Here is a 479-nt window from a genome sequence, read left to right as displayed (position 1 = left end):
GCGTGATAAGTGTGCTCTGGATTGTTGTAGGCTTCAGCCTGGCATTGGTCAGGGTATTGGTGATGGTCTCGTTGCGGAACAGGAAATAGTAGCCGTCGCCAACCGTCACACGGTTACCACTGAGCGCCTCCTTGAAGGGAACGGTCAGATTGTCGCCCGGTCTGACGTTGTCGCCCCAGCGCCCCCAGGTCAGGCTGTTGGTCAGGGGCGTAGGCGTCACAGGCGTAGGCGTCACAGGCGTAGGCGTCACAGGCGTAGGCGTCACAGGCATCACCTGTTCCACCCGCGCCCGGATCTCCGCTAACACGGTTGCTTCCCGCTCCAGGACCGGTCCAGGGATTCCTCCGTCCGCCACTACGGTCGCCCTGTTGGCGCTGCTGATCCGTTCCTGGAACAAGGTCGGAGTGATCTTGCCCCCCCCCTGCAGGGAATTGACCGGCTGCAGCAGTGGCTCGCGGGCCGCCTGGCGATACACCAGC

General features: G+C 63.0%; 1 pseudogene. It reads right to left on the bottom strand.

Going from position 1 to position 479, the window contains the following annotated elements:
- Positions 1-479 (bottom strand): annotated as a pseudogene (locus CAPSK01_RS15310) (hypothetical protein); the annotation flags it as partial.

Origin of the sequence: Candidatus Accumulibacter vicinus (genome assembly GCF_000584955.1) — a bacterium.
Classification (GTDB): Bacteria; Pseudomonadota; Gammaproteobacteria; order Burkholderiales; family Rhodocyclaceae; genus Accumulibacter; species Accumulibacter vicinus.
This window is presented reverse-complemented; position numbering and strand designations above follow the sequence as displayed.